Origin of the sequence: Alterirhizorhabdus solaris (genome assembly GCF_007785815.1) — a bacterium.
Classification (GTDB): Bacteria; Pseudomonadota; Alphaproteobacteria; order Sphingomonadales; family Sphingomonadaceae; genus Alterirhizorhabdus; species Alterirhizorhabdus solaris.
In genome coordinates, this window is the sequence record NZ_VNIM01000065.1 from 1 (window position 1) to 23,471 (window position 23,471).

Below are 23,471 nucleotides of genomic sequence, written 5' to 3' on the forward strand. Positions count from 1 at the left end.
ATTATGCACACCCCCAGAACCAGTTCTGGCGGCTGGTGGGCGGCGTGATCGAGCGCGACCTGACGACGATGCCCTACGAGGCACGGCTGGCGGCGCTGGGCGACGCCGGCATCGGCCTGTGGGACATGGTGGCCGAGGCGACGCGCGAGGGCAGCCTGGACAGCGCGATCCGCGATCCCGCCGCCAACGACCTCGCCAGGCTTGCCGCCGGGCTGCCGCGACTGGCGGCACTGGGCTTCAACGGGGCCAAGGCGGCCACGCTGGCGACGCGGCACTTTCCCGCGCTGGCCACGCGCCACGCCACGCTGGCGCTGCCATCGAGCAGCCCTGCCTACACCCTGTCGTTCGCCGCGAAACAGGCGGCATGGCTGGGGCTGCGCGCGTTTCTCTGACGCCCCCCCGTTCATGCGCGGGACAAGTTTCCGCGTTAAGGCGCGAAACAATCTGCCGTGATCGTCGAAAAGTCCGGCTTGACGACGAACGCGCCAATCGTGGAGACTCCGCTCGCTATGAAAAACCTCCCCCCCCTTCTCCGCGCGGCTCCGCTCGCGCTTCTGGCCGTGCTCGCGGCGTGCAACTCCAAGACCGAGACGGCGACCGCCGATGGCGCGGCCGAGGCCAACACGGCCACCGCCGCCCCGCCGATCGAACTGCCGCCGCCGCTGATCGCCAGCCGCACCTTCCGCTGCAAGGACAACAGCCTGCTCTACATCGATTTCTACGGTGGCGAGAAAACCGCCGACCTGCGCGCGGTGAAGGACGGCACCGTCACCAAGCTGGTCGCCGAGGAAGCCGGCAAGCCGCTGACCGGCGGCGGTTATTCGGTTTCGGGCACGGGCAAGGAAGTGACCATCACCCAGCCCGGCAAGCCGAGCCAGAGCTGCAAGGCCTGACGCGCACCGACATGCTCCCATTCGGGCCGGCGGCATCAACCGCCGGCCCTTTCTTTTTTCCGGACCGTGATGTGTGCAATGCAACACGGTTCGTCGCTTATTCGTTTCGTTTGGTCACGGTCCAGCCTATGACCGCGCCATGTCCCGCTTCCGCCTGACCCTGTTCGGCATGGCCGCGCTGATCGCCGCCGCACCTGCCATGGCTGCCGAGGGCCGCGCCGCGCGCGTGCCGGAACCGGCTTCGGTTTCGCTGCTGGTGCTGGGCGCGGTGGGCCTTGTGATCGGCCGTCGTCTCTCGCGACGGCGCTAGAACACCCGCCTATTAACGCCCCACCGCGCACGAGCGGCTGACAAGCCCCGCGCGCTTCGCTATCGGCTGCGCGCATGACCCAGCCCAGCGCCTCCGCCATCACCCCCCAGATCGTCGCCGACCACGGCTTCAGCCCCGAGGAATATGAGCGCGTGCTGCACGCCATGGGGCGTGAGCCGAACATCACCGAGCTGGGCATCTTCTCGGTCATGTGGTCCGAGCATTGCAGCTACAAATCCAGCCGCCTCCACCTGAAGAAGCTGCCGACCACCGGCCCGCAGGTCATCTGCGGCCCCGGCGAGAACGCCGGCGTGGTGGATATCGGCGACGGCCAGGCCGCCATCTTCAAGATGGAGAGCCATAACCACCCCAGCTACATCGAGCCGTATCAGGGCGCGGCGACCGGCGTGGGCGGCATCCTGCGCGACGTGTTCACCATGGGCGCGCGGCCGATCGCCAACCTCAACGCGCTGCGTTTCGGCCGGCCCGATCACCCCCGGATGCGCCATCTGATCTCGGGCGTCGTCTCCGGCATCGGCGGCTACGGCAACTGCGTGGGCGTGCCCACGGTGGGCGGCGAGGTGAACTTCCACCCGGCCTATGACGGCAACATCCTCGTCAACGCGATGACGGTGGGCATCGCCGATACCGACAAGATATTCTATTCGGCGGCCTCCGGCGTCGGCAATCCGATCGTCTATGTCGGTTCCAAGACCGGGCGCGACGGCATCCACGGCGCGACGATGGCCTCGGCCGATTTCGGCGAGGATTCGGAAGCCAAGCGGCCGACCGTGCAGGTGGGCGACCCGTTTACCGAGAAGCTGCTGATCGAGGCCTGTCTCGAACTGATGGCGTCCGATGCGATCGTGGCGATCCAGGACATGGGCGCCGCCGGCCTCACCTCCTCCTCGGTCGAGATGGCGAGCAAGGGCGGCGTCGGGATCGAGCTGGACATGGACGCCGTGCCCTGCCGCGAAACCGGCATGACGCCGTACGAGATGATGCTCTCCGAATCGCAGGAGCGTATGCTGATGGTCCTGAAGCCGGGCCGCGAGGATTTCGCCGAGGCCATCTTCCGCAAGTGGGAGCTGGATTTTGCCGTGATCGGCCGCGTGACCGAAACCGGCCACATGGTGCTGACGTGGCAGGGCGAAACCGTCGCCGACATTCCGCTGGCCCCGCTGGCGGACGAGGCGCCGCTCTACGACCGGCCGCATGTGCCGACACCGAAGCGCGCTCCCCTCGCCGACGTCCCCGAAAGCGGCGGCGTCGGCGCGGACCTGCTGCGGCTGATGGCCTCCCCCGATATCGCCAGCCGCCGCTGGATCTGGGAACAGTATGACCACATGGTCGGCGCGGACACGGTGCAGCGCCCCGGCGGCGACGCGGCGGTGGTGCGCGTCCACGGCACGCCCAAGGGGCTGGCGATGACGACTGACTGCACCCCGCGCTACTGCTTCGCCGATCCGGTGGAAGGCGGTCGGCAGGCGGTGGCCGAGGCGTGGCGCAACCTGACGGCGGTGGGCGCGACGCCGCTCGCCGTCACCAACTGCCTCAACTTCGCCAACCCGCAGCGGCCCGAGATCATGGGCCAGATCGTCGGCTGCCTCGAGGGGATGAGCGAGGCGTGCATCGCGCTCGACTTCCCGATCGTGTCGGGCAACGTGTCGCTCTACAACGAGAGCAAGGCGACCGGCGGCGGCTCCGCCATCCTGCCGACCCCGGCGATCGGGGCGATCGGGCTGCTGGCGGACTGGACCAAGAGCGCGACGATCGCCTTCAAGTCGGCGGGCGAGACGATCGCGCTGATCGGCGAGACGCGGGGCCACCTCGGCCAGTCGCTGTGGCTGCGCGAGATCGCCGGCCGCGAGGACGGCCCGCCGCCGCCGGTCGATCTGGCGACGGAGCGCGCCAACGGCGACATGGTGCGCACACTGATCCAGTCCGGCGCGGTGAGCGCGGTGCACGACGTGTCCGACGGCGGCCTGCTGGTGGCGATCGCCGAGATGGCGCTGGCCGGGAACATCGGCGCCGAGCTGACGCTGCTGGACGGTGCGGGGCCTGCCTTCGGTGAGGACCAGGCGCGCTATCTCGTGACGCTGCCCGCCGGCGTGCCGCTGCCGGAGGGCGCGACGGCGATCGGCGTGACCGGCGGCGAGAGCGTGGCCGGCGTGCCCCTGGCCGACCTGCGCACCGCGCACGAGGGCTTCTTCCCCACCCTGATGGGCCGCGCCGCGCTCGGCTGATCCGGGCCGGCCGGCAAAATCGGGTCAGGGCGCAACTCCATACCCCGAGCGAAGTCGAGGGGCGCGGTACGGCCGCGATGCCGGGTGTCTCGACTTCGCTCGACACAAGGGGGCTTTTCGCTCGACAAGGCGCGGCGCTGAACGGGGATCACACCATCCCGGCCAGCGACGACGGCGCGGCCAGGCGCCAGCTCGTCGCCATCCGCTGCTCCACCAGCAGCCAGTCCGGCTCGGCGAGGTCGATCGCGATCCAGCCCGACGAACCGATATAGGCAGGCCAACTGTAGCGATCGGGATCAAGTTCGATCAACATGTCCTGCTCGTCGCGGCCGCCGGTCCTGACGCAGACGACGGTGCGCCTGTCGCCATGATGGTCGTGACGGAAATAAGCGAACATCCGCCCCTTCACCGAGAAGGCGGGCGCCCCGTGCGACACCTTCTCCGCCGTCAGCGGCAGGGCAAGGCACAGGTCGCGTAGCCGGATCAGTACGCCATCGGGATCTGTCGCGAGCATCGGGAGAGGATACGCCGCGCACCGGGCCGCGCAACCGTCGTCACGCCTCGCTGTCGTCGATCCAGCGGCGGGCGGGCGGCGCGACGAACCCGGCCACGGCATCGAGCATCGCCGCCGGATCGTGCGTGACGATCAGCCGCGCACGGTCCGCCGGCCGCAGGAATCCCTCGGCCACGACATGGTCGATGAAGCCGGACATCGCATCGTAGAAGCCGTTTACGTTGAGCAGGCCGCATGGCTTGTCATGATAGCCCAGTTGCGCCCACGTCCACGTCTCGAACAGCTCCTCGAACGTGCCGATCCCGCCGGGCAGCGCGACGAACCCGTCGGAAAGCTCGGCCATCAGCGCCTTGCGTTCGTGCATGGATTTCACGACGTGCAGTTCGGCCAGCCCGCGATGATCGAACTCGCGCCGCCGCAGGGCCTCCGGGATCACGCCGATCACCTCGCCACCCGCCTCGCTGGCGGCGTCGGCGATCACCCCCATCAGCCCGATCGAGCCGCCGCCATAGACCAGACCGTAGCCGCGCCCCGCGATCATCCGGCCGAAATCCCGCGCGGCGGCAGCATAGACGGGCGATATGCCGAGGCTGGAGCCGAGGAACACGCAGACCCGCATCGCTCTCAGGCCAGCCGCTCGGGCACGTCACGCGCCTCGTCGATCAGCGCGGACATGGGTGCGACCGACTCCCATGGGAACACATACCATTGCTTGTCGGTCGCGCGGTCGATCGTGCGCGCGCAATAGTCCACCGTCGCGCGCGATCGGTCGTTGCTGATAAGCACCGCGACGCGCAGATTGGCCGCATCGCCGCCCTGCGCCAGCAATGTTTCCCGCAGATCGAGCAGCGTGGCGCCGCTGTCGTTGATGTCGTCGAGGAACAGCAGTCGCCGGCCGGCCGCGCTCATTGCCGCCAGCTTGGTCAGCAACTCGTCGGCAAAGCCGGGCACGCGCGCCGAATAATCGATCGACAGCATCGCGATGCCGGTGCGATGGGACAGGTACGCCGCCGGCACCAGCCCACCGCGCCCGATGCCGACGATGAAGTCAGGCTGCCAGCCATCCTCCTCCAGCCGCGTCGCCAGCGCCTGCACGTCGGCGACGAAACGATCCTGGGAGATGGTGCTCAGCACCGGCTGGCCGGTGGTCATGGTCGGATCCTCGCGCTCTCAGGCCGGCGCGATAGCGCGACAGGCGCCGCCCGCGCAACCGCGCGACGACGCCCTTTGCATCCCTAGCGGACGAACCAGTCGTCCGGCCGGTACCCCGGCTGCAGGTCAAAGCGGTGATGGTCCATCGCCGGGTGGAACGCCGGATCGTTGGCCAGCCAGTCCTTCCAGCGCCGCAGAAACAGCGCGATGTCCTCCGGCGGCGGGGCCGTCGTCCCGCGCGAGGCCTTCTCGGCGTGCGTCATCCGCGCGTGCGGCGTGTAGACGATCCGCGCGCCGGTGGCACGCAGCCGCAGGCACAGATCGATATCGTTGAACTCCAGCGCGAACCGCTCGTCAAAGCCATTCACCCGCTCCATCATCGAGCGCCGGGTGGCGACCACCGCGCCGGTAATCATCGACCATTCGCGGTGGGTCAGCGCCCAATCCTGATAGGTGCCTTCAACCGAACGGCGATAGAGCCAGGCGTGCGCGCACACCCCCAGCAGTCCGCCGACGACGCCGGCATGCTGGATCGATCCGTTCTCGTACATCAGCAGCGGCCCCACCGCGCCGACATCCTCGCCGACGGCGAAGTCCATCAGCGCCCGCAGCCAGCCGGCATCGCGCGCCTCGACATCGTCGTTGAGCATCACGAAATGGTCGGTCTCGGCGGCCCGCCACAGGATGTTCATCTTGGCGGCGTAGTTGAACGGCACCTCCGGCGCGCGCGGCGTCTCGATCCGGCGGACGGAAAACGGGCGGCGCTTCGTCGCCCAGTCGGGGGTGCCGGTCACGTCGTCGGCGATCAGCACGTGCAGCTTGTCCATAGGCCAGTCGGTCGATGCCAAGCTGTCGAGCAGCCGCTCGACATAGATCCGCCCGTCCGGCGTCTCGCTGCGCCGGGTCGGCACCAGCAGCGTGACCGGCGGCAGCGTCCGGTCGTCGCGCTTGCGCGACAGCCGCAGCGTCTCGGGGGTAAGGCCCGACCCGACCTCGTGACCGCTCATCGCCGGGTGCGCCGCGAACAGCGCCTGCCGCGCCGCGGCGGGCACGGTCGGCCGCTTGCCGGGATGGCCGAGCAGCACGAACGGCACGCGGGCGATCGAATGGCCGCCGGCCCAGGCACGCAGCACCAGGTCGGTCAGCGCCGCCTCACCGAGATCATACCGCAACCCGCCCAGCGAATGCAGCGCCGATCCGCGCACCAGCAACGGCACGCCGATATAGTCCTGTGCGGCGAACAGGGTGAAATCGAACTCCGGCTTCAGCCGCAACTGCGCGCCCAGCCCGTCCTCGCCGGCGGCCACGTCATCGGCGTAGAAGATCGCCACGTCCGGCCTGACGGCGGCGAATGCCAGGAACACGCTGCGGAAATGCGGGTCGATCTTCGCATCCGCCGGGGCGATCAGCAGCCAATGGTCGGGCTGCGGAGGGACGCGCTCCAGCTCGTTCCGCTCGTCCGGCGCAAGACTGTCTGCACACAGCGGATACACATGCACGTTCGGCCCGAGATCGACCTCGCCGAGCGAGCGCCCGGCCAGCAACTTCGTGCTGAGCGGCGACGGCGTACGCCAGCGCGGCACCGTCTCCTCGAAAATCGCCGCGAAGCTCTCGCTGATCCGCTCGCCAACGCTTTCGTACGACAGACGATCGCGGATGCGCCGGCGTGCGGCCTCGCCGATCCGGTTATCCCCGGCGGCCAGCGCCTCGGCCGCCTGCGTCAGCGCCTCGGCCAGCGCCTTTTCGTCGATCAGCGCCCATTCGCCGCCCTTGGTGTAATGACCGAAATCCTCGGTCAACTGATAAGGCTCCGCCCGGACGGGATAGCCGCAGCTGGCATCGAGGAATTCGGTGCTGCCGGAAAAATCGGTCGCCACAACGGGCTTGCCGGCCCCCATCGCCTCCGCGATCGTCAGGCCGAAGCCCTCCGAGCAGTGCGGCGATGCGTAGATATCGGCGGCGGTGAACAGGTCCTGCAGTTCGTTCTGCGGCAGCGACCGGTTGATGAGCACGACATTGGCCGTCTTTGCGGTCAGCGCCTCGAACGCCTTGCCTTCTTCCGGCCGGTCCATGAGGTGCTTCGTCTTCAGCACCAGCGTCCAGCCGCGCCGGGCAAGGCCCGATGCCGCGAACGCCCGCACCAGCGCGTGCGGGTTCTTGCGGATCAGGTAGCTCGATCCATCGAACACGTAGAGGATGATCCGCTGCGACGCGGGCAGGCCGAGCGATGCCAGCATGGCGGCGCGATCCGCCGCCGTCAGGCTCGATTCCGGCAGCGGCACCCCATAAGGCACCACGTCGACCGGCGCCTGCTCCTGCGCGTCGAACAGTTTGGCGCAATAGCCGCTCGGCGCCCAGATGCGGTCCACCGAGGCGAATTCCTGATGCCAGCCCTCCGGAATGTGCGACATCTCCCACACCCAGTGGCCGATACGCTTGCCCGCACGCATGATGTCCTGCCGCTGGACGTCCGTCAGCAACTGCCAGCTGTCGGGGTTCAGGTTGACGATGGCGATATCGGCCGGCCCCTCGAAATCGCGGATATCGAAAGCGGGACCAAGCGGCCGGTGGATATGGAACGGCTTCTTCACGGGATGCAGGTTGAGCAGCACGCCGGTCGTGCGGATTGCCGCGATCAGGCCGCGACTCCCGAAGCCTAGACCGTTGTCGTAATTCCAGGGGCCGTAGAATGAGACCTTCAGCTTCGAATCGATGCCTGGCTGGTAGTCCCGCGTTTTGTCGACCGGCATCGTCAGCAGGGGGAAGTCGGGCGGCACGTACCCGGTGACGCCCTGATGCTTCAGCACATCTTTCAAAAGACCAACATCGAAGCCGGCCTTCGCGAGATAGCGATCCCACTTGTCGATATTGAACAGGTAGGAATGTTCGCGGAACAGCAGCGTCTTGACGAAGGGAAAGCCGTCCTCGATCAGCTCGCGCCAGGCGTACATCGTCGCGTTGCGCGGATCGTTACTGGCGAATAACGCCTCCGCCTTGAAACCGTTCGCCTCGACCAGCGGTGCCAGCTTGATCTCGTAGGTATCGATCACCGCCTGCTTGCCGGGCAGATTCACCATCGTGCCGAAAAAGTTCTGCACGGCCACGCAGGACAACAGCGGCCGTTTCATCGCCATGAAATAGCTCTGAATGTGCCAACGATTCTCATGGTTCTCGGTCAGCCCGACGAAGTCCGCGTCGGATTCACGCAGGCGCCGCAGCATCTCGGCAAAGGCGGCCGGGCTGTTCGGTCCAAACATGCTGTCGTTGATGCAGTACAGGATCTCCGAGCGGTAGAGTTCGGGATAGAGCCGCAGACCGTGTGCCCACGCGGCGAAATCATAGCCGACATTCTCCCGCACGATCGCGCCCGCTACCACTTCGAGCTGGGCGCGGTTCAGGCGCACGGGCCGATCGGCGACAACGATCAGCAGGACGTCGATCCCGTTGTCGCGCAGCGCCTGCATGTACGGCAGGATGTGCGGCTTGAGCACGCCGTCGGGCGAGTGCGTCACGAACAGGGCGGTCTCGGCATTGTCACGCCAGACGAACTGCTTGGCGACCGCGAACCGGGCGGTCGTCACCTGGTCGCCCTCGCTGTGCCCCATCAGCGGGGAGAAGCCGGTCGTCTCGAAGGGAGAATGCTCCAGCTCGTCGCCGGTGCTCTTTAGATAGGCGTGGACGGTGACGATGCTGTGATCGCGCGTATCGAGTTTCAGCGTGGCAACGAAGCCGGCGGTGGTGGTGCCGAGCCCGAGCAGGGCGACATCCGTGCGGAACAGGGTGCTGACCGCCGCGCCGATCACCCTGCCGCCGGTCCGGAACTCGATCTCCGCTGGTTGACTGGGATCTTCGGGGTTGACCGCCCAGCCGCTGATATCATTGCCGGCCACCCGATCGATCGTGCCGACGCGGCGATCGTTGCGAAGCGGGATGAAGTCGCCGAGATAGGCGGGGGATGCCTGCACCGACGCACCCAGCGCCTCGGCGATCTCGCGCGTCTCCAGCTCGCGACGGGCGTTGTCGTTGCCGTCGGCCTGGAAACTGGTACGGAATGCCTGAGCGGCGGTGGGCATATCACCGAGCTGCTTGAGCAGCACGCCGTAGAAGAAGTTCGCATCGGGATCGCGCGCGTTGAGCGCCAGCGCCGCCTCATAGGCGTTGCGCGAGGCCTGCAACTGCCCGTCCTCGCGCAGGACATGGCCCAGCTGCACCCAGAGCGGCGCATCGTCCGCCTGCTCCGCCAGATACTGGCGATAACCGACGCTCGCATCGAGCCAGTTGCCGCCGTCGCGTGCGGCGTTGCCCCGGCTGCGTGCCGCGCGCGCCGCCGCCGACATTTTCCTCCCGCCCAGTCCGAATCGTTGTTTGATGCCTACGAGGGAAGACGGGATGCCGGTCACACGCAAACTCCAGTAATCAGGCGCCCCCCTTACGAGACGGTTTGGTCGCTATCAAGCAAGCCCCGGACGTCCCCGACGACAGGAACCGCGAAAAGAAGGTCCGTATCGGAGAGTGACGGCGGACCCCGATCCGGGCCGGACGGCCCCAGACGCATGCAACGGCCGCCAGTGGCATCAGCCCTTGGGCTGGCCGCCGGGGAGGCCGTGCATTTCCGCAAGCGTCCGTTCGAACACTGCCAGTGTCTCAGCCCAGCCGTGCGCGGATGCCGGGCGGCGCGCGTCCGTATCCGGCAAATCCGCTCCAGCCTCGAACATGGCCCGCGCCACCGCGCCGGCGCCAGCGTCGGGCGACGGCCATGCGGACACCTTCAGCCCCAGCGCCGCCGCTTCAAGTGTGTCCAGCGCCGTCAGGGCCCCCGGCGCGTGCCAGTAGAGGTCGGCCCCGGCCAGGATCGCCTGCCGGTCGATCGCCGTCGCGGCGGGGGCCACCGTCACGCCCCCGGGCAGGTTGCGCGGCGGGCGCTGGTCGGCGGTGAACAGCACCATGGCGCTGCACGCAGGATCGAGGTCGCGTTGCCACGCCTCCATTGCCGCACGGAACGCGGGCGTCACGGTGCTGTCCGAGGCGGCGACGAGGATCACGATCCGGTCGGTCCAGCCGCGCCGGTGCCGCACCTGCGCGCGCAGCGGGGCCAGCGCCGCGCTCCATACGCCCAGCCGGTCGGCGCCGGGCGGACACGGCCGGGCGTGATCCAGGCCCAGTTCGGCGGCCACCGCCGGCGATGGCGCCAGCGCCCGATCGAGAAACGGCAGTGCCAGCAGCCGCCCCTCGCGCCCCGCCTCGTCTCCCGCAAGCCCCGCCGCCTGCTCGGCGGCCTCGCCATGATAATGCAACAGGACCGGCGGCCAGACGCCCAGCCAGCGGCCGACGTCGGCGAAACCGGGGGTATGCACCACGATCGCATCGAACTCGCGCGCCGCCCATGCCGCCGCATCACGCCCGCCCCTCAGTGCCACGCCGGACGCGGCAGGAGGATCGTCGGCGAGGACATGGAACGGCGCCCCGACGACGACCTCATACCCCCGGGCCTGAAGGTAGCCCGCCTGCCGCGCCACCGTGAGGCCGATCTCCGTGCCGCCATCAAGCACCGAGGACAGCAGCAGCACGCGCGGCGCCCGGTGCCGGTCGAGATATCGCTGCCACGGCCGCACCACGCGCGGCGGAAAAGCGGGCGCATGGAGATCGCCCGGATCGACCCCGAGGTTGGGACTGTACCAAGGATCCTCGCGGCACAGCGTGCGGTGCCGCTCGCAGACGTAGCGTGCCTCACGGTTGAACTGCCTCAGCTTCTCGGGCGTGTCGTCCCGCCCGCGGGTGCGGGATTCGTGATGACGCATCCAGACGTCGTAGACGTAGAGGTTGCGATAGCCGCGCCCGATGGCCGACAGGCAAAGGTCCGCGTCATTGAACGCCACCGGCAGGTTCGGGTCCAGCCCGCCGATCTCCTCGAACACCGCACGGCGGATGGCGAGGCAGGCGCCGGTCACGGCCGCCACCTCTCGCGTGCGTTGCGCAAGGCCGTATGCGCCCGGTGCGTCTCGACCGATCCCGACATGGGCGTGGGCGGCGAGGCCATCCACGCCCAGCACCATGCCGGCGTGCTGGATCGTATCGTCGTCGTACAGCAGCATCGGGCCGACCGCCGCGACATCGGGCAGCATCGCGTAGCCCACGAGGCCGCGCAGCCACGCCGGATCCTCGATCTCGGTATCGTTGTTCAGCAGCACCAGCATCTCGCCGGTGGCGGTGTCGACGGCGATGTTGTTGAGCAGCGGATAGTTGAACGGGATCGGTGCGGCGATCGTGCGGAAACGCCCGGCCGCCACGCCCGCCGCCAGCCAGTCCAGCGTCGCGGGTTCCACCGATCCGTTGTCCACGATCACGATGTCGAGACGGTCGGGCGGATAATCGGTCGCGACCGTCAGGCTGTCCACGCAGGCACGAAGGAGATCCATCCGGTCGCGGGTAGGGATGATGATCGTCACGCCCGGCAACGCGTCGTCCGCCAGCCGCCGTCCGACGGGGCTGGCGGCGACGACGCGGTCGACGTGATCGTGATGAAGCACGAACGGCACATGTGCGATCGACCGGCGATCCCTGGCGAGCGCAGCGTCGCGGATCAGGCTCGCGGCGGTCTCTCGTCCCGTAACCAGCGCGTCTGCAAGCCCGGTGATATCGGCATCGGCCGCAAGCAGTGCGAAGGCACCGATATAATCCACCTGGCGCAGCAGCTCGGGCGAAGCGGCGGGCTTGAACATCGGGTCGCGGCGGACGCCGGCCACCACGTGATCGTGATCGCCATAAACCAGCGCCGCCCCCGCCCCGGCCGCTTGCGCAAGGGCGTAGAGCGCGTGTTCGCGCAGTTCCACCGCCGCATCGAGCAACACCACCGTGCCGGCGGGCACCTCGCCGTGCGCCACATCCCCGGCGAAGGCGAAGCGGTCGTCGCCGGCGATCAGCGCATGAAGTGCGGATCGCGTGCCGGGCGGACAATCCGGGGCGAGGCACAGGAGGATGCGACGCGGTGCCAGTCGCTGGCGCCGCAGTCCGGCAACGGCCGTGCCGACATGCCCGGCGGTGGCGGCATCCACTGCCAGCAGCACCATCGGCGCCACCAGCCCCTCCGCCACGACATGCGCATCGATCGCCCGGTGGTCGCGATCGTCGAGCATGTCGTACTGCGCGATCCAGTCCGCATACGAATCCGCCGCAGTCGAGGCGTGCCCGCGCGCGCGGCCGATCGCCACATGATAGGTGAAGGGGTCGAGCCCCGACACCGCCACCGCCGGATGACGTTGCAGATACCAGTGCGGATCGAAGCCCGGGCCGGGCTGGCGCAGTTCGAATCGGCCATCGTTGAAGAAGTGCGCCACCGGATCCGCGTCGGCGATGTCGGGATAGCGCGCTGCATACCATGGCGGATCGATCAGCCCGCTCGCACGTGCCTCGTCCAGCGTCATCTCCGCCGCCCGCCGGACGTTCGCCGGCACCCCCGGCGCGACAAGCGGCACGATCCGCCGGCGTGCCGCATCCAGTTCGTCGCGCGGGGCGTGGGGGTCGAGGTCGGCGAGACGGCGGAAGGCGGCGAACGCCTCGACCGGCTGGCCGTGGCGCTTGTAGAAATGCGCGAGCTGCAGGTTGAGGTCGCGATCGTCAGGGTCGAGCGCGAGCGCGTCGCGATAATGTCGCTCCGCCCGCGCGGGATCGCCGCTTTCCTTGTACATGTTGCCGGCCTGAACGTGGATCGGCGCATTGTCCGGCGCATGGCGCAGGGCGCGGGCGTACAGCGCGGCGGCGCGCGCATGATCGCCTGCATCACGTGCGCGGTTGCCCCGGCGGATCGCGCGCCGCGCCGGATCCAGCCATCGCCGCAGACGCCGGCCATATCGTGTCAGACCGGCCACATCGCCCTCACTGTTGCCGCCGGCGGTCTGGACGGAAAGTCGCCCCGCCGCAACCCGCCCCGCCGGCACGGCACCGTGCCGGCGATGTTAACGATGAGCATTACCCACGTTCGTAAACCGGGCTGCAAGCACACGATATGGTGAACGTGCCACAGTGGGCCTCCGGCTGCGACACAAGCGCTCGAAAACAATCGATTCGGATGTTTATCTGCGATATGGTTCATGCGCGTTAATGTTCGGGGGCATGGTGATGGTTACAAAATCCGTCGGGATATCGGCTAACAGCGATAACCATGCTTCGCAGGGCCAGGCTCGGATCCCCCCCGCCGCACGGACCGGCGCCGGCGCCCGCACCGCCGCCTTCGCGGCCGATGCCCCCGGCGTCCAGCGGGTCTATCCCGGCCCGGACGGGCAGGTCGTCCTCCCGGCCGGCACCGCGCTCGACAGCATCGAGGTTTCGGGGCGCGATCTGGTGGTGCACCTGCCCGACGGTACGCTGCTGCTGATCGTCGATGGCGCCGTCTATGTCCCGCAGCTGGTGCTGGGCGGGGTCGAGATTCCGCCGGTCAACTTGGCCGCGCTGCTGCTGGGGCAGGAACCGCAGCCCGCCGCCGGTCCGCCGTCCAGCTCGGGCGGCAATTTCGCGGTGCCGGTGGGCGGCCTCGGCGACGGCCTCGCCATCGGCGACCTGTTGCCGCCGACCGCGCTCGCCTTCGGCGTGCGCCCGCTTGAGGAACTGGAGCCGGACATCCGCCGCCCCGGCTCCCTGCCCGAAATCTCGATCGTCACCGCGCTCGATCCCGGCGGCGCCACCGCCGCGCGCGGATCGGTCGACGAGGCGGGCCTGCCCGCGCGCGGCATCGAATCGCCCGGATCGAACGCGGCGGCCAGCAGCGAGACGACCACCGGCACCTTCCTCGTCACGGCCGACGACGGGCTGGGCAGCGTCAGCGTCAACGGCGTGGCGCTCACCGGCGCGGCCGGGCAGACGATCACCGGCGCCTTCGGCACGCTGACGATCACCGCCGTGCGCCCCGGCGCCTATGATTTCAGCTACACGCTGGCCGACAATACCAGCGGCGATACGACGAGCGAACTGTTCACCGTCGTCGTCACCGACACGGACGGCCAGCAGGCCACCGGCACGCTGACCGTCGCCGTGGTGGACGACGTCCCCATCGCGCGCAACGACAACGCCGGGCAGACGGCGGAGAACCAGCCCGTCGTCATCAACGCCTTCGCCAACGACACGTTCGGCGCGGACGGCGTGGCCACCGCCGGCGGGGCCGTCAGCTTCACGCAGCCCGCCAGCGGCACCGTCGCCTACAATCCGGCGACCGGGCTGTTCACCTACACCCCGACCGTGCCGGGCGCGACCGGCGACAGTTTCACCTACACCATCACCGATGGCGACGGGGACCAGTCCACCGCCACCGTCACGATCGGCCTGCTCGGCGATTCCACGCCAGTCATCACGCTCGGCGGCGCGGCGCGGGTGGAGGAAGCGGGGCTGCCCGCAGGTTCCGACCCTTCCTCGACGCGTGAGACGACGACGGGCACGATCGCGGTGGCCACCGGCGGCGACACGCTGGCGGCGCTGCTCGTCAACGGCGTGGACGTGACGGCGGGCGGCACGGTGAACGGCGCCTCCGGTACCCTCACCGTGGTGCGCGGCGCGGGCGGCGGCTACACCTACAGCTACACCCTCACCGCGCCGACGAACGGTGACGGGACGAGCGACAGCTTCGCCGTCAGCGCGCGCGACAGCGACGGCAGCACCGCCGGCACCACGCTCGCCATCGCCATCGTCGACGACGTGCCTACCGCGCGTGCCGACGTGGACCGCGTGACGGTGGGCGCCGGCGGCGAAACCACGACCGCGCTGGTCGGCGTCGATTTCAGCCAGGCGGCCACCTACACCGGGTTGAGCGCGGACGGCACGCGGCTGGTGCTGAACGGCCTCACCGTCGATACCATCGGTGGCCGGCTGGCCCAGACGACCGGCGGCGCGGGCGTCGTCAGCCCGTCCGATCTGGCGCCGGGGCAGAGCTTCACCGGCGAGGTCGACGCGTACAACGACACGCCGGAGGCGATCCGCCTCGGCTTCGCGGTCGCCCAGAGCAACGTCGTGATCGCGCTCAACCAACTGTACCGCGAGAGCCAGTTCGCGCCGACGCCGGTCGCCGAGCGAGCGATCGTCACGATCGGCTTCGCCGACGGCACCAGCGCCACCGTCCTCGTTGCCGCCACGCAGAGCGTGCAGCCGGGCGAGGCGATCATCACGCTCGATTCGGCGTCGTTCGGCGGACGGCTCATCAGCACCGTCACGCTCGGCCCGGATCCGAGCCTGCCGGTGCTGCCGGCCGGGCTGTCCGACGATCTGCGCAACTCGTACAACGCCACTCACCCTTATTCGGATTTCACGCTGAAGGGCGTCAGCTACACCACAAGCTCCACCACGCCGGGCACCAATACGGTGGCCGACGGCAACGTGCTGAGCGGGGTGGGCGGCACCGACGTGAACGCGACCGACGGCGTGGCCGACACGCGCGGCGCGGACGGCGCGAGCGTGACAGGCGTGGTGTTCGGCACCGCGCCCGTCGCCAGCGGCGGGGTCGGCGGCACGATCGCCGGCGCCTACGGTGTGCTGACGCTCAATGCGGACGGCAGCTATGCCTACACGCTGAACAGCGCCCAGCCGGCGGTGGCGAACCTGCCGCTCGGCAGCACGCTGACCGAGACGTTCACCTACACGATCACCGACGGTGACGGCGACACCAGCACTACCACGCTGACGATCGGCATCGACGGGCGCGATCACGGCGTGACGCTGGGCGATCTCCAGCCGATCGCGGTGGGCGGCGACGTGACGGTGTTCGAGGCGAATCTGCCGAACGGCTCCTCGCCTGCCGCCGCCGCGCTGACGCAAGGGGGCGACTTCGCCATCACCGCGACGGACGGCTATGGCAGCCTCACGGTCGGCGGCGTCACGCTGATGGCCGGCGGGGTGTTCACCGCCACCACCCTCACCACCGCGCTGGGCAACGAACTGGCGTTCACAGGCTTCGATGCGGCAACCGGCCGGGTGAGCTATACCTATACGCTGAACGGCGCGGTCAACGATCCGTCCGGCCAGGGCACGCAACGGCTGTTCGAGTCGCTGAACGTGGTCGCCACCGATCGTGACGGATCGACCGGCACGGGCACGCTCAACCTTGCGGTCGTGGACGACGTACCTACCGCCAACGCCGATGTGGACCGGGTGACGGCAGGCACGGCCGGCAGCACCAGCACCACCAACGTCGTGGTCGATTTCGATCAGGACGCCACCTTCGCCACGCTGGCGCCGGGCGGCAGCGAATTGCGGCTGGACGGGCTGACGGTGAACGCAGTCGGCGGCGCGCTGACCCGCTATCTCGGCGCAAGCGTGCTGAGCGCATCGGACAATGCCCCCGGGCAGTCGTTCACGCGCGAGATCGACGCCTATAACGACACGGTCGAGGCGATCCGGCTGGACTTCGCGAGCGGGCAGACCCGCGTCGTGGTGACGCTGAACCAGCTTTATCAGGAGCGTCATTTCTCCCCCACGCCCGAGGCGGAACGGGCCGTCGTCACCGTCGGCTTCGCCGATGGCAGCAGCACCACCGTCATCACCTCGGCGACCGCCACGACGCTGCCGGGCGAAGCGACCGTCACGCTGGACTCGTCCGCGTTCGGCGGGCGGCTCATCACCGCGATCACGCTGGCGCCGGACCCGAGCCCGCCGACCCTGCCCGCGGGGCTCGCCGACGAGTTCCGCAACTCGTACAACGCCACGCACGCCTATACCGAGTTCACGTTGAAGGGCGTCAGCTACGACGTCACCACCACGACGCCGCCGACCGCCTCCGCCGCGTCGGGCAACGTGCTGACCGGGGTGGGCGGCACCGATGCGAACACGACGGACGGCGTGGCCGACATCCTCGGCGCGGATGGCGCGGTCGTGACCGGGCTCGGCTTCAACTATGCGACCGGGCCGGGGAGCAACCTCAACACCGCTTTCGCCGGCGCGCACGGCACCCTCACGCTCGCGGCGGACGGCAGCTACACCTATGCGCTGAACAACGCCGATCCGGCGGTGGCGACGCTGCGACCGGGGGCCACGCTGGTCGATCGCTTCACCTACACGGTCACCGACGGCGACGGCGACACCGCCTCCACGACGCTGACGATCACGATCGACGGCCGCCCCGCCACGAGCGGGCTGCGACTGGCGGCGGTGGCCGAGACCGGCAGCACGCTGGCGACGACACTGGCGCTGGCAAGCGTGGCGGCACTCGCCACCCCGATGGCCGCCGCCGCCGAGACGGGACATGAGGCGAGCACCGCCAGCACGGTGACGCTGCATGACACCGCGGTGGCGGCCCCCGTCGTCGCCGCGCATGTCGATACGACGCCGGTGCCGGTGGCGACCACGCCCGCCGCCACCGAAACGCCGGGCGCAACGGTTGCCGAGAGCCACCACGTCGCCGCGGCGGAGCCGGTGGCGGCAAGCGCCACCAGCGTCAGCGTCGATCATGCCGCCACGACGGCGGCTCCCGCGGCGAACGACACGGACACGACGCCGGCCGCGCATGTGGCGACGCCGGCGGTCGCGCTGCTCGACATCGGCGAGATCCCGCTGCCGGCGGCGGCGGGTGCGGCGGCAACGGCAACGGCACCGGCGGCGGCCGCGCTGCCCGATCCGGCGCATGCCGCCACGGTCGCCGATATCGTCGCCGACAGCCTGCACGGCGGTGCCGTGGCCGGGCCGAGCATCGACAATCTGCTCGCCGCCCTGCCCGCCGCGCCCGGAAGCGCGCCCGCGACGACCGCCCCGGCCGCCAACGACGCGCCGGCGCTCGCCACGGCGGACCAGCATCTGGCGCCGGTGGTGACGGGCGGACACGAGGCCGCCGCGATGATCGCGGCAGCGATCGACCATGCCGCGATGACCATGAGCGGCGGCCATGACGGCGTGACCAGCGTCGCCCATGCGGCCTGACAAACAAAACGGGGGGAGAATGATTTTGCGAGCATCCTGGATGACGGCAGCGGCGCTGGCCGCCTCGGCATTGCTGGCCGGAGGGGCATCGGCCCGGGACATCAAGGCCCCCGCCCCCGTGGCCGCCGAGACGACGGACGCGCGCACGCTGCGGACCGAGATCGAGTGGCGGCTGGCGGCGGCGATCGCGGCCAGCAAGATGGCCGAGATCCAGCGCGCGGAGGACAGCCGCTTCCTATGGGCGAACGAGGCGAAGGCCGCCTGCGGCATCGCCGACGGCTTCCTCAAGAGCAACACGATCGAGCCGGACTCGGTCGGCCGCTGCTACGCCTTCACCGCGCAGCTCTACATCTGGCTGCCCGCCACCGCGGCCTGAACCGACCGACCATGCGCCCAACGACGGCGTGAATAGGGCTGCCGACAGGCGCCACGAGACGAAGACCAAAGGGGGAAGACCAATGTTCTCATCCACCGGCAAGGCCCGGTCGCTGCGCGCGATCGCACTGATGCTGCTCGGCAGCGCCGCACTCGCGCCCGCCGGGGCGACCGATCTGCGCGAGGCGATCGCCGTCGCGGTCCAGTCCAATCCGCAGATCAACCAGGCGGTGGCGAACAAGGAAGCCATCGAGTTCGAGCGCGAGCAGGCGCAGGGGCTGTATCGTCCGCGCGTCTCGGTCGAGGCATCGGCCGGCGCACGCCGCACCGATACGCCCACGCGCCGCGTGCTGGGCTCGGACGACGACGTGCTCGCACCGGTCGAGGGCAGCCTGCTCGTCGAGCAGACGCTGTTCGATTCGGGCGCGCGCCGGGCGGAGCTGTCGCGACAGGCCGCGCGCACCGATGGCGCCGCCAACCGGGTGGAGGAACGCTCGCAGTTCATCGCGCTGGAAGTGGCGCGGCGTTACATCGACTATCTGCTCCAGCAGCGCATCGTGGCCGCTGCCGACGACAACATCACCTTCCACCGCAAGCTGACCGACGATCTGCGCGAAGGCGTGCGCAGCGGCTCGATCAGCATCGCCGACCAGCAGCAGGCCGAGGAACGGCTGCAGGCCTCGCTCGCCCGCCGCACCGAGGCGCAGGAGGAGCTGACCAACGCCGCCATCTCGTTCCGCACGCTGACCGGCCTGCCGCTCGACAGCGCCACGGTGCCGCCCGCGCTCACCGCCAAGCTGCCCGCCACGCTGGAAGACGCGATCGCCGCCGCCCGCACGAACAACCCGCTGGTGCGCGAGGCGATGGCTGACATCGATGCGGCCTATGCCGTGCGCGATGCCGCCAAGGCCAACCTCGGCCCGCGCGTCGCGCTGGAAGGGCGCGCCCGCTACGGCCAGGATGTCGACGGTTTCCGCGGCCACGCCAGCGACCTGTACGGCCGCGTCGTCGCGCGCTGGAACCTGTACACCGGCGGTATCGACCAGGCCAACGTGCAGGAAAGCACGCGCCGCGCCAGCGAGACGCGCTTCCGCCTGCACGAGGTGACGCGGCAGGCCGAGGAGGATGCGCGCACCGCGTGGAACCGGCTCAGGAGCCAGGCCGGGCTGGTCGGCGATCTCGACCGCCAGCGCGCCGTGGCGGACGACCTGATCGTCTCCTACCGCGAGCAGTTCAACGTCGGCCGTCGCTCGCTGCTCGATCTGCTCGATTCGCAGAACACGCGCTACAATGTGGTCGTGCAGGCCGAGACGGCGCGACTGGCCGAACTGTTCGCGCAGTATCGCGTGCTCGCCTCGACCAACGAACTGCTCGCGGCCGTCGATGTCGCCCCGCAGAAGGCCGCCATCGCCGGCGCGCGCGCGCGGTTCGACGTGAAGGTGACGCCTGCGGCCGAGGTGATGGAGCGGCGGCTGCCGAACTAGGCCGGCCGCTACGGGATCGACGGGGGTACATGCGTGAGCTTTGAGACGTGGCGGCAGTCGGCCGGCGGGGCCGACGCGCCCGATATGGTACTGAACTGCCTCGTCTGGCTGGCGGAACATCATGAGCGCCCCTCGTCGCCCACGCGTATCCGCGCCGGGCTGGCGCTGGACGAGGCGGGGCGGCTGCCGTTCCATCAGGCGACCGCCGCGCTCGACGGCATGGGGATGCGCACGCAGGTGATGCGCCGTCCTCTCGACCGCACCCGCCCGCGCGACCTGCCTGTGCTGCTGCCGCTGGACGGCGGCGGTGCGGTGCTGGTGCTGGAACGGCGCGAGGGCGACGCCCGCGTCTTCACCCCCGGCACGCCCGAACCATATTGGACGCCGCTTGCCGGCATCGAGTCCGCGCGCGCCGGGAACGGCCTGACGATCGAGGCCGACCCCACCCGCCAGCGCGAGGGCGAACGGCCGTGGGCCACCGCCGCCCGCCGCCACTGGTTCTGGAGCGAGGCATGGCAGCTGCGCGGTGCGCTCGGCTATGTCTGCGCCGCCGCCGTGGTGGTGAACCTGCTCGCCTTCGCGGTGCCGCTGTTCACGATGAACGTGTACGATCGCATCATCCCCAACCGCGCCGAGGCGAGCCTGTGGGTGCTGGCGATCGGCGTGGTGCTGGCGCTGGGCCTCGAATTCACCCTGCGGTTGGCGCGCGCGCAACTGATCGACGAGGTCGGTCGCGATCTCGATGCGCGGCTGTCGCAGAACCTGTTCGCCAAGGTGCTGGCGCTGCCGCTGTCGGCACGCTCGGGCAGCACCGGCGCGCTCGCCCGCCGGGTCAGCGAATATGAGGCGGTGCGCGATTTCTTCGCCTCCACCTCGATCGTGCTGGCGGTGGACACGCTGTTCCTCGTGCTGTTCCTCGCGATGATCGCGGTGCTGGCCGGGCCGCTGGTGCTGGTGCCGCTGGCCGGGATCGTCGCGATGGCGACCGCCGGCTTCGCGCTGCAACGCGCGATGGGCCGTGCCGCGATCGACGCGCAGGCCGATTCCAGCCTCCAGCAGACGACGCTCGTCGAGGCGCTGGGCGCATCGGAGACGCTGAAGGCGATCGGCGGCGAAAGCCGGATGCTGGGCCGCTGGCGCAACCACGCCACCACCAGCGCCGGCACGCAGGAGCGGCTGCGCCGGCTGACCGCCACCAGCGTCAACCTGGCCACGCTCTGCCAGCAGGGCATCACCGTCGGCCTCATCATCGGCGGCTTCTACCTGTTCAGCACCGGGCGCATCTCGATGGGAGCGATCATCGCCATCACCATGATCGCCGGGCGCGCGCTGGCGCCGGTCGGCCAGATCGCCTTCCTGATGGTGCGCGCGCGCCAGGCGCTGCTCGCCGCCAGCACGCTCCAGACGATGATGGAGACGCCGGACGAACGCGCGCTCGGCAGCCGCAGCGTGGTGCCGGAGATCCGCGCCGGCGAGATCGTGCTGGACGATGCGGGGTTCCGCTATCCGAACGCGGCGCGCGCCTCGCTCTCCAACCTCAGCCTCACGATCCGGCCGGGGGAACGGATCGGCGTGATCGGCCGGGTCGCCTCGGGCAAGTCCACCTTCGGGCGGCTGCTGTGCGGGCTGCGCACCGCGAGCGACGGCGCAGTCTCGATCGACGGGCTGGACAGCCGGCAATATCCGCCCGCCTCGATCCGCGACGCCTTCCGCTACGTCTCGCAGGATGCCGAGCTGTTCAGCGGCACCGTGCGCGACAACCTCGTGCTCGGCGCGGCGCGGATCGACGATGCGGCATTGGTCGATGCGGTCAACCGTTCGGGCGCGGCCTCGTTCATCGGGCGCGACGCCGCCGGTTTCGATCTCGACATCGGCGAACGCGGCCAGCGGCTGTCGGGCGGCCAGCGCGCGTTCCTCGTGCTGGCCCGCGCGCTCGTCAGCCCCAGCCGGCTGCTGTTCCTCGACGAGCCGACCGGGGCGATGGACGGCGCCAGCGAGCGCGTGTTCATCGATTACCTCCGCCAAGCGATCGCGCCCGATCAGACGCTCATCATCTCCACCCACCGCCACGCGCTGCTGTCGCTGGTCGACCGGCTGATCGTGATCGACGGCGGCCGCATCGTGGCGGACGGCCCGCGCGACGACGTGCTGGGTGCCTTGGCCAAGGGAACGCAGGCATGAAATACCTGCATCGTTTCACTGCATGGGCGCGCGGCCTGCACGGCGCGCAGCTCGTGATCGTCGCGATCGTCGCCGGCTTCGCGCTGTTCCTGATCTGGGGGTCGCTGGCCCCCGTGGAGGAGGTCACGCGCGGCGAAGGCCGGGTGATCCCGTCGAGCAAGGTGCAGGTGGTGCAGGCGACAGAGGCGTCGAGCATCCGCAACATCCTGGTCCGCGCCGGGCAGCGTGTCGCCAAGGGGCAGTTGCTGGTGCGAATGGACGACACCGAATCGTCCGCCGCGCGCGGCCAGATCGAAACCGAGACGGCCTCGCTTTCCGCCCGTGCCGACCGGCTCGGGCGCGAGGCGGGCGGCGGCGGCGGCAATTGCGCGCCGAACCCCGATGGCAGCCAGCCGGCGTTCTGCGCGGACGAGGCGCAGTTGCAGGCGTTGCGTGCCTCCACCCAGCGCGCGCGCAGCGCCGGACTGGGCGCGGCGGTGGAGCAGAAGCGGCGCGAGATCGGCGAGGCACAGGCGACCGCCTCGTCGCTGCGCGGCTCGATCGCGCTGGCGCAGAAGCAGGTGGACATGCTGGAGCCGCTCGCCGCCAAGTCGATCGTGCCGCAGACCGAATTGCTCACCGCGCGGCGCGAGGTGATCGACCTGCGCGGCCGGCTGGGGGCGGCTGAACAGACCATCTCGCGCGCGATGGCCGGCATGCGCGAGGCGCAGGCGCAGGCGTCGGAAGCCGGGCTGCAGTTCCGCCAGGAGGCGCTGAACGAGCGCGCCGAGATCCGCACCAAGATCGCGGTCAACCAGCAGCAGTTGCGCGGTGCCACCGGCCGGCTGGCCCGCTCCGAAATCCGCTCGCCGGTGGCGGGCGTGGTGAACGACGTGCAGGCGACCACGGTGGGCGGCTATCTGAACGCCGGGCAGAAGATCATGGAGGTCGTGCCGCTGGGCGACAAGCTGCTCGTGGAGACGCGGGTGAAGCCCAAGTACATCGCCTTCATCAAGGTTGGTGATCCGGCGGTGGTGAAGGTGACCGCCTATGATTTCTCGATCTACGGCGGGCTTGACGGGCGCGTGGTGCAGATCTCGCCCGACAGCATCTACGACGAGGCGGAGCGGCAGGCCTATTTCACCGTGGTGGTGGAAACCGGCCGATCGGTGCTGCGCTCGGCCGATCGCGAGCTGCCGATCACGCCGGGCATGATGTGCGACGTGGAGATCGTGACGGGCCGCAAGAGCGTGCTCAGTTACTTGCTAAAGCCAGTCCTGAAAGCGCGGAGCGAGGCGCTGCGGGAGCGCTGACGAGCATCGTCGCCGGGGCCGCTGCCTCGGCGGGGTAGCCGTGGATGAAGCTGCGGCCGTCGGCGAAGCTGAAGATCGGGCGATAGTCGCTGGGCGCGGCGGCATCGTCGATCCGGTCGGTCGCGTTGTCGAGCAG

The 23,471-nt window shown here is 69.8% G+C and carries 14 protein-coding genes and 1 pseudogene; 9 read left to right on the forward strand and 6 right to left on the reverse strand.

What is annotated here, in order from left to right:
* From FOY91_RS14580 to purL, 4 genes are all read left to right on the forward strand, one after another.
* Window positions 1-392, forward strand: a 392-nt coding sequence (locus FOY91_RS14580; protein ID WP_145153458.1) for a DNA-deoxyinosine glycosylase, incomplete at its 5' end; no start/stop codon positions are given.
* 117 nt (window positions 393-509) lie between these two features.
* A complete protein-coding gene (locus FOY91_RS14585; RefSeq protein WP_145153462.1) occupies window positions 510-893 on the forward strand; it encodes a hypothetical protein in 384 nt (127 codons plus the stop codon).
* 139 nt (window positions 894-1,032) lie between these two features.
* A complete protein-coding gene (locus tag FOY91_RS14590; protein ID WP_145153465.1) occupies window positions 1,033-1,203 on the forward strand; it encodes a PEP-CTERM sorting domain-containing protein in 171 nt (56 codons plus the stop codon).
* Between the two features lie 74 nt (window positions 1,204-1,277).
* Window positions 1,278-3,449: a phosphoribosylformylglycinamidine synthase subunit PurL gene (gene purL, locus FOY91_RS14595; RefSeq protein ID WP_145153468.1), complete on the forward strand. Its 2,172-nt coding sequence runs from the start codon at window positions 1,278-1,280 to the stop codon at window positions 3,447-3,449.
* A 148-nt stretch (window positions 3,450-3,597) separates the two neighbouring features.
* Here the strand turns inward: purL and FOY91_RS14600 are convergent, their stop codons facing one another.
* The 5 genes from FOY91_RS14600 to FOY91_RS14620 all read right to left on the reverse strand — a co-directional run bounded on the left by FOY91_RS14600 (window position 3,598) and on the right by FOY91_RS14620 (window position 12,980).
* Window positions 3,598-3,963: an MmcQ/YjbR family DNA-binding protein gene (locus FOY91_RS14600; protein WP_145153471.1), complete on the reverse strand. Its 366-nt coding sequence runs from the start codon at window positions 3,961-3,963 to the stop codon at window positions 3,598-3,600.
* 40 nt (window positions 3,964-4,003) lie between these two features.
* On the reverse strand, window positions 4,004-4,582 hold the full coding sequence (locus FOY91_RS14605; RefSeq protein WP_145153474.1) for an LOG family protein: 579 nt from the start codon (window positions 4,580-4,582) through the stop codon (window positions 4,004-4,006).
* A 5-nt stretch (window positions 4,583-4,587) separates the two neighbouring features.
* Window positions 4,588-5,115 carry a phosphoribosyltransferase gene (locus FOY91_RS14610; RefSeq protein ID WP_145153477.1) on the reverse strand — a complete coding sequence of 176 codons (528 nt, stop codon included), beginning with the start codon at window positions 5,113-5,115 and terminating at the stop codon, window positions 4,588-4,590.
* Between the two features lie 83 nt (window positions 5,116-5,198).
* The gene (locus tag FOY91_RS14615; protein ID WP_145153480.1) at window positions 5,199-9,452 is read right to left on the reverse strand and encodes a rhamnan synthesis F family protein; all 4,254 of its coding nucleotides are present in this window, start codon (window positions 9,450-9,452) and stop codon (window positions 5,199-5,201) included.
* A 237-nt stretch (window positions 9,453-9,689) separates the two neighbouring features.
* A complete protein-coding gene (locus FOY91_RS14620) occupies window positions 9,690-12,980 on the reverse strand; it encodes a glycosyltransferase (protein ID WP_145153483.1) in 3,291 nt (1,096 codons plus the stop codon).
* A 250-nt stretch (window positions 12,981-13,230) separates the two neighbouring features.
* Here FOY91_RS14620 and FOY91_RS14625 point away from each other — a divergent pair, with 250 nt between their 5' ends.
* From FOY91_RS14625 to FOY91_RS14645, 5 genes are all read left to right on the forward strand, one after another.
* A complete protein-coding gene (locus tag FOY91_RS14625; protein WP_145153486.1) occupies window positions 13,231-18,003 on the forward strand; it encodes a beta strand repeat-containing protein in 4,773 nt (1,590 codons plus the stop codon).
* 25 nt (window positions 18,004-18,028) lie between these two features.
* On the forward strand, window positions 18,029-18,379 hold the full coding sequence (locus FOY91_RS14630; protein ID WP_145153489.1) for a hypothetical protein: 351 nt from the start codon (window positions 18,029-18,031) through the stop codon (window positions 18,377-18,379).
* Between the two features lie 82 nt (window positions 18,380-18,461).
* Window positions 18,462-19,862 (forward strand): TolC family protein, encoded by a 1,401-nt coding sequence (locus tag FOY91_RS14635; protein WP_145153492.1) that lies wholly within the window; start codon window positions 18,462-18,464, stop codon window positions 19,860-19,862.
* A gap of 33 nt (window positions 19,863-19,895) precedes the next feature.
* On the forward strand, window positions 19,896-22,043 hold the full coding sequence (locus FOY91_RS14640) for a type I secretion system permease/ATPase (RefSeq protein ID WP_238995719.1): 2,148 nt from the start codon (window positions 19,896-19,898) through the stop codon (window positions 22,041-22,043).
* Window positions 22,040-23,335: an HlyD family type I secretion periplasmic adaptor subunit gene (locus FOY91_RS14645; protein WP_145153495.1), complete on the forward strand. Its 1,296-nt coding sequence runs from the start codon at window positions 22,040-22,042 to the stop codon at window positions 23,333-23,335. Before FOY91_RS14640 ends, FOY91_RS14645 begins: the two co-directional genes overlap by 4 nt.
* Here FOY91_RS14645 and FOY91_RS22035 read toward each other — a convergent pair.
* Window positions 23,277-23,471: pseudogene (locus FOY91_RS22035) on the reverse strand (hypothetical protein); the annotation flags it as partial. The gene FOY91_RS14645 and the pseudogene FOY91_RS22035 overlap by 59 nt on opposite strands.

Coding starts and splice junctions, on each gene's coding strand:
- FOY91_RS14625 (WP_145153486.1), top strand. CDS start 13,231: ATGGTTACAAAATCCGTCGGGATATCGGCTAACAGCGATAACCATGCT.
- FOY91_RS14635 (WP_145153492.1), top strand. CDS start 18,462: ATGTTCTCATCCACCGGCAAGGCCCGGTCGCTGCGCGCGATCGCACTG.
- FOY91_RS14600 (WP_145153471.1), bottom strand. CDS start 3,963: ATGCTCGCGACAGATCCCGATGGCGTACTGATCCGGCTACGCGACCTG.
- FOY91_RS14590 (WP_145153465.1), top strand. CDS start 1,033: ATGTCCCGCTTCCGCCTGACCCTGTTCGGCATGGCCGCGCTGATCGCC.
- FOY91_RS14605 (WP_145153474.1), bottom strand. CDS start 4,582: ATGCGGGTCTGCGTGTTCCTCGGCTCCAGCCTCGGCATATCGCCCGTC.
- FOY91_RS14615 (WP_145153480.1), bottom strand. CDS start 9,452: ATGTCGGCGGCGGCGCGCGCGGCACGCAGCCGGGGCAACGCCGCACGC.
- FOY91_RS14585 (WP_145153462.1), top strand. CDS start 510: ATGAAAAACCTCCCCCCCCTTCTCCGCGCGGCTCCGCTCGCGCTTCTG.
- FOY91_RS14610 (WP_145153477.1), bottom strand. CDS start 5,115: ATGACCACCGGCCAGCCGGTGCTGAGCACCATCTCCCAGGATCGTTTC.
- FOY91_RS14645 (WP_145153495.1), top strand. CDS start 22,040: ATGAAATACCTGCATCGTTTCACTGCATGGGCGCGCGGCCTGCACGGC.
- purL (WP_145153468.1), top strand. CDS start 1,278: ATGACCCAGCCCAGCGCCTCCGCCATCACCCCCCAGATCGTCGCCGAC.